This window comes from Alcanivorax sp. HI0083, assembly GCF_001635175.1.
The window spans coordinates 1-1,042 of the sequence record NZ_LWFX01001500.1 but is presented as its reverse complement, the minus strand read 5'-3'; the positions used below and the strand labels follow the sequence as shown (position 1 = coordinate 1,042).

General features: G+C 57.2%; 2 protein-coding genes. Both read right to left on the bottom strand.

Annotated elements, in window-relative coordinates:
• Positions 1-11 precede the first annotated feature (11 nt).
• Positions 12-455, bottom strand: coding sequence for a prepilin-type N-terminal cleavage/methylation domain-containing protein (locus A3754_RS22700; RefSeq protein ID WP_231880747.1), 444 nt, complete (start codon positions 453-455; stop codon positions 12-14).
• Position 456: 1 nt separating this feature from the next.
• Positions 457-882, bottom strand: coding sequence for a type II secretion system major pseudopilin GspG (gene gspG, locus A3754_RS22695; protein ID WP_063521411.1), 426 nt, complete (start codon positions 880-882; stop codon positions 457-459).
• Positions 883-1,042: the final 160 nt, after the last annotated feature.

Here is a 1,042-nt window from a genome sequence, read left to right as displayed (position 1 = left end):
GGACACTGCACTCAAGCCTCGCCCACGGTGTCTTCACCTAAATTCAGCGAGGTGTCTTTCTTGACCAGGGTCTCGGCAACCTGACTGAGGCTCGCCTGTTCTTCATCAGCCAGTTCATCCAGCTGCCACACCAACTCCAGGGCAGGAGGAATCTGGCGAGGCTTGAGTGCAGTGTCCTCGATGGGCATAAAATCGGCAGCGGCGATGTCGTAGGCCAGGGGCTCCCAGCCATCATGGCGCAGACGCAGCGCCAACAGCTGCCCCGAGAACAGGCTGCGCTCGTTGAGCAGTGACAGGGTATCCTTCAGCCGGGCAGACTCCTGCTCCAGCTGCCGGTCGTCGGAAGTCCAGTTCCCCTGGCTAACCACCACGGCGCTCAGCAACGCAATCAGCCCCACCACCACCATGATTTCCAGCAGGGTAAAGCCGGATTGCAGCGTGCGGGGCAAGCGCATGTTACTGAACGTCGCGCCAGTTGATGTCCGCGTCGGAGCCTTCGCCGCCCTCAACACCATCGGCGCCCATGGACAGCAGATCGAATGGCCCTTCTACACCGGGGCTGATATAAACGTAATCGTTGTTCCAGGCATCCAGGGGGACTTTCGGCAAGTAGCCACCATCCGGCCATTTGCGGGCTGAATTAGGGCGTTCCACCAGGCCGTTGAGGCCTTCTTCACTGGTGGGGTAGCTACCATTGTTGAACTTGTAGAGGTCCAGCTGCTGGACGATCTTGCCCATATTGGCTTTAGTCAGATCTACCTTGGCAGTTTCACCCTGCCCGATCACGTTGGGCACAATCACCGCAGCCAACAGACCAATAATGGCCACCACCACCATAATTTCCAGCAGGGTAAACCCCGACATGGCACGCTTTGCTTTCATTCTTTCACCTTAACCGGCTAGTAAGTTATTCATTTGCATGATCGGCAGCATGACCGACAGGACAATCATTACAACCACCCCCGCCATCACCAGCAACATGATCGGGCCGAGCAGCCCCACCATGGTATTGATCGTGCTACTCAGTTCCCGTTCCTGATAA